The organism is Megamonas rupellensis DSM 19944 (genome assembly GCF_000378365.1).
Classification (GTDB): Bacteria; Bacillota; Negativicutes; order Selenomonadales; family Selenomonadaceae; genus Megamonas; species Megamonas funiformis.
Genome location: NZ_KB899625.1, coordinates 1 through 4,880, shown reverse-complemented (window position 1 = coordinate 4,880; position 4,880 = coordinate 1). Strand labels below are relative to the sequence as shown.

At 30.2% G+C, this 4,880-nt stretch carries 4 protein-coding genes, 1 tRNA gene and 1 rRNA gene; 5 read left to right on the top strand and 1 reads right to left on the bottom strand.

The genetic code is table 11. The features are described from left to right. The 5 genes from F553_RS0111430 to F553_RS0111410 all read left to right on the top strand — a co-directional run. Positions 1–69 (top strand): 16S ribosomal RNA (locus tag F553_RS0111430); the annotation flags it as partial. Positions 70–155: 86 nt separating this feature from the next. After that, positions 156–231: transfer RNA gene (locus F553_RS0111425), tRNA-Ala, on the top strand. A 230-nt stretch (positions 232–461) separates the two neighbouring features. Then, positions 462–1,268, top strand: a complete 807-nt coding sequence (gene modA, locus F553_RS0111420) for a molybdate ABC transporter substrate-binding protein (protein WP_019000197.1) — start codon at positions 462–464, stop codon at positions 1,266–1,268. A gap of 71 nt (positions 1,269–1,339) precedes the next feature. Then, positions 1,340–2,002, top strand: coding sequence for a molybdate ABC transporter permease subunit (gene modB, locus F553_RS0111415; RefSeq protein ID WP_019000196.1), 663 nt, complete (start codon positions 1,340–1,342; stop codon positions 2,000–2,002). Positions 2,003–2,012: 10 nt separating this feature from the next. Further along, positions 2,013–3,068 carry a sulfate/molybdate ABC transporter ATP-binding protein gene (locus F553_RS0111410; RefSeq protein WP_019000195.1) on the top strand — a complete coding sequence of 352 codons (1,056 nt, stop codon included), beginning with the start codon at positions 2,013–2,015 and terminating at the stop codon, positions 3,066–3,068. A gap of 85 nt (positions 3,069–3,153) precedes the next feature. Here the strand turns inward: F553_RS0111410 and F553_RS0111405 are convergent, their stop codons facing one another. Further along, positions 3,154–4,578, bottom strand: coding sequence for a HAMP domain-containing sensor histidine kinase (locus F553_RS0111405; RefSeq protein WP_019000194.1), 1,425 nt, complete (start codon positions 4,576–4,578; stop codon positions 3,154–3,156). Positions 4,579–4,880: the final 302 nt, after the last annotated feature.

The following is a 4,880-nucleotide window of genomic DNA, read 5'->3' as shown; positions in this document are numbered from 1 at the left end:
GGGGCGATGATTGGGGTGAAGTCGTAACAAGGTAGCCGTATCGGAAGGTGCGGCTGGATCACCTCCTTTCTAAGGAGCATGCGTTACCGAGGTAACGGCATGTGTCGAGCACATTCGAGCATTGTTTGGTTTTGAGAGAATATCTCTCTATATATGGGGGTGTAGCTCAGTTGGGAGAGCACCTGCCTTGCAAGCAGGGGGTCAGGAGTTCGAATCTCCTCATCTCCACCATATTAAATAATAAGCCTTCGGGCATTAGATAAAGACAGGATAACCTGTCTTTTTTATTTGTATAAAAATAAATATATTTTCATATATGGATAATAGGATAAGGAGGAAGACATCAGTGAATAGCATTATGGTAACAATCGCTTCTGTTTGTTTAGTAGCTCTTACAGTTATTAATTTCTAAGAGGGAATAATTTGTAATTATTGTTTTTAATTAGAGGAAGGATTTTAAAATGAAAAGCAATGGCAAAAATATAGTTATATTAGTGATATTTTGTTTATTAACTGTTGTATTTGCTGGTTGTGGAAATACTTCTCAAGATAATAGTTCTCAAAAAACAGAAAAGCAACAAGAAGTTTATATTGTAGCAGCTGCTAGCATGACAGATGCTATAAAAGAAATTGGTGCAAATTATGAAAAAGAACATCCAAATGTGAAATTAACATATAACTTTGGAAGTTCTGGTGCCTTACAAACACAGATAGAACAAGGGGCTCCTGCTGATGTATTTATTTCAGCAGCACAAAAACAGATGAATGCCCTAGATGAGAAAGGATTAATTGATAAGTCCACGCGTAAAGATTTATTGGAGAATAAAGTGGTTTTAATTGTGCCAAAAGACAGTGAATTATCTTTAAATGATTTTGCTGATGTGGCTACAGATAAAGTCAATAAAATAGCTTTAGGTGAACCAAAAGCTGTACCAGTTGGACAATATTCAGAAGAAATCTTCTCTAATTTAAAGATACTAGACGCTATGAAACAGAAGGCAGTATATGCTTCTGATGTACGTCAAGTTCTCGGTTGGGTAGAAACAGGCGAAGTAGATTGCGGTATAGTTTATGCTACAGATGCAGCTATTTCTGATAAAGTTAAAGTATTGATGGAAGCACCAGAAAATACGCATAAACCTGTAGTTTATCCAATAGCGATGGTAAATTCCTCTAAAAATCCAGATGTAGCAAAAGATTTTATTGCATATTTATCTCAAGATGCACAAAAAAATATTTTAGCAAAATATGGATTTAACGTAAAATAATAAAATATGTAGCGACAAATTAAAGCAGATTAATGCTTTAGCTTGTCGCTATTTTCATTTGAGGTGAAAATATGGATTTTTCTCCATTATATATTTCCTTAAAAACAGCGGGACTTGCTACAATAATTACTTTTATTTTAGGTATATATGCAGCTAGATTTATTTGCAAATTAAAAAAATATCAAGGATTTATAGATGGCATCATCACTTTACCTTTAGTTTTGCCTCCTACTGTAGTGGGTTTTTTCTTATTGTTATTTTTAGGAAAAAATAGTTTTATTGGACAATTTTTAGCTTTGTTTGATATTAATATAATTTTTTCCTGGCCAGCTACTGTAATTACAGCAGTTGTAGTTTCTTTCCCACTGATGTATAGAACGACGCGTGGAGCTTTCGAGCAAATAGATAAAGATTTGATTTTTGCAGCGAGAACTTTAGGTATGAGTGAAGAAAAAATCTTTTGGAAGATTATATTACCTTTGGCAAAATCCGGTATATTAGCAGGTGCAATTTTATCTTTTGCTAGGGCTTTAGGTGAATTTGGAGCGACAATTATGCTAGCAGGTAATATTCCAGGAAAAACGCAGACAATGTCCACAGCTATTTATTCAGCAGTGCAAGCAAATGACCAAGAAACGGCTTTTGTTTGGGCAGGGATAATAATTGTTGTATCATTAATGGTAATGGTATTGATGAATTATTGGTTAAAACAGCAACAAAAAGTCAATAGTTGAGGTGAAGTAAATGGCTTTAGAAGTGGCAATAAAAAAATATTATCCTGATTTTAGTTTAGATGTGAATTTTTACACTGAAAAAGGAATTTTAGGTGTATTAGGTGCATCTGGTTGCGGTAAGAGTATGACATTAAAATGTATTGCAGGGATAGAAACACCAGATGAAGGAAGGATAATTCTCAATGGTAGAGTTTTGTTTGACAGTGAAAAAAAGATTAATTTATCACCACAAAAGCGAAATATAGGCTATTTATTTCAAAATTATGCGTTGTTTCCTCATATGAATGTTGAAGAAAATATTACTGTAGGTATAAAAATTAAAGAAGAGCAAAAAGAAATTATAGCTAAGTATTTAAAAATTTTTCATTTAGAAAATTTAAAAAAGGCTTATCCTAAAAATTTATCAGGAGGGCAACAACAAAGAGTAGCATTAGCTAGGATTTTTGCTTCACAGCCTGATATATTAATGTTAGATGAACCTTTTTCGGCTTTAGATGATTTTTTGAAATGGCAAGTTGAATTAGAATTAGCAAAAGTTTTAAAACTTTATGGTAAAAATGTGTTATTCGTTTCCCATAATAGAGATGAAATTTATCGTTTTTGTGATGAAATTATGGTATTATCACAAGGAAAAACTGTGTCTTTTAGCACTAAAAAAGATTTATTTGAAAAACCAAATTCAATAGCTGCTTCTAAATTGAGTGGTTGCAAAAATCATTCACGCATCGATAAAATAGACAAGTATTTATGTAGAGCTATTGATTGGAATATAGATTTAACAGTTGCTAGTGAAATAAGTGATAAAGATAGATACATAGGCATTAGAGCCCATGAGTTAATGATAGTTGATGATAAAGAAAGAAAAAAAGATATAAATGTAGAAGAATTTATCATTGATGAATTAGTAGAAAATATTTTTAGCATAGTTATAATGTTGAGAAAAGAAAATGCGAAACAAGCCATTCGTTTAGAAGTCAGCAAAGAGTATTGGCAAAATAATAAAAGAATTGGCGATACTATATATGTAAAATTACCTCAAGATAAGATTTTTCTTTTAGATAAGTAATAAAAAAACTCATTTCAATGAAATTGACTATAAAAATAAGATTTGTTTTCATAGTTAATTTAAATATTGAAATGAGTTTTTTATTTTATTTGCTAATTGTAAATTTAAAAACAGTATATTTATCAGACTGTTTTTCTGTTATTAATTTTATTTGATGTAAACTAGCTAGATGTTGGGCAATTTTTAGTTCAATGCTATTTAAGATAGTATCATCTTCTGCGGTTTGATAAAATTGAGGAAACATTTCTGGTAGGTGTTCGACAGATATTTCATCATTATTGTTTTGCATATAGATATAATAATTGTTGTCATCTTCTAAAATCTTTATGATTAAATCACTTTTTTGAGGATAGATTTGAAGTGCTTTATCTAAAGTTTCACAAAACATTTGTTTAAGGCGATTTTTATCTCCTGTAAATAAAATAATTTCTTTAGCTAGACTTATTTTTAAATCTATCTTTATATTTTGTTCCTTAGCTACTTTTTCACGAGCTTTTATACTATCTTGAAGAATTTCTATTAAATTGAGTAAATCTTTTTGAAGTGTAAAATCTTTATTATCTAATTGAGATAAATCTAAAAGATTATTAGCAATCATATCTAGTTTATCAATATTTTTTTGCATTTGTTTTAAATATGGCTCAGGTATATTGGATTTTTTTTGAGCTAATTCGTGTATATCATGTTTTAATTCTTTTAAAGGAGTATGGAGTTTATAAGCTGTTTTTATGATTAAATTATTATCAGATTGAGCTTTAGCTTTAGATGTAGTTTCGAGATTTTGTAAATATAAAGAAAGACGATTTAAATTTTGAGCTAGTTGAGCTATCTCATCACTAGCCTTTGTTTTTATATGGGAAGTATAATTATGATGCAAAATCTTTTCAATAAATTGATTTAATACTTCTAAAGGTAAAACGTATTTTTTTAGGAGAGCTTTTAAGAGAAGTATTAAAATTACAAATAGGACTATAGAACAAAATAGCATTAAAGCAATTCCATCATACCAACTGAATTTTAATGTAGGCATTTTGCTATGAAAAAGCAATGCTCCTTTGACATTACCTTCACTATCATATATAGGAACACCAATTGTAGTATAATGTGGCTGTGTATATATATTGAAGGCTTGAGTGCGAATATTTTGACCGTTTAAAATGGATTGAAGGTCATTGGCTGCTTGAGCTGGAAGTTGGTCATAAGTTAACGCTGGATTAAAGCGAGAGCCTATAATTTGTAGTGTATTTTTATCTACAAGCCATATTTCACCTTGTTCTAATATATTTACTAATTGCAAAACATTAGCGTTATATATATTAGTTAAAGGATTGTTACCTGTAGACTTACTCAAAATATCAGCTAAAGATAAAGCTGTGCTTTCTAAACGACTGCTTTCTATATTTTGAGAATGTTGAAAGAATAGATAGCCAAATACTGCACTAAACGAAACAACGAATAAAATGAGTATTGTGGACATGATTAATAAAATTTTATTGATAAGTTTTGACATAATATAACCTCTATAAATAATCATAAAGTGAATTTAAATAGATTTTAGCATAAAAAAGAGAAAGAAAAAACACTTTTCGATGATTAAAAACACTTGAAATATAAAGCTTTTTATAGTTTTTATAAAAATATAAAAAAAAAATCAAAAAAAGTGTTGACAAGAGGCTCATTATTTAATATACTATAGAAGCTGGCTCGTGAGCCAATAAGAAAAAAGCCAAACGGCTTGAACATAAGAATATGGGCCTATAGCTCAGCTGGTTAGAGCGCACGCCTGATAAGCGTGAGGTCACTAGTTCAAGT

Coding starts and splice junctions, on each gene's coding strand:
- modA (WP_019000197.1), top strand. CDS start 462: ATGAAAAGCAATGGCAAAAATATAGTTATATTAGTGATATTTTGTTTA.
- modB (WP_019000196.1), top strand. CDS start 1,340: ATGGATTTTTCTCCATTATATATTTCCTTAAAAACAGCGGGACTTGCT.
- F553_RS0111410 (WP_019000195.1), top strand. CDS start 2,013: ATGGCTTTAGAAGTGGCAATAAAAAAATATTATCCTGATTTTAGTTTA.
- F553_RS0111405 (WP_019000194.1), bottom strand. CDS start 4,578: ATGTCAAAACTTATCAATAAAATTTTATTAATCATGTCCACAATACTC.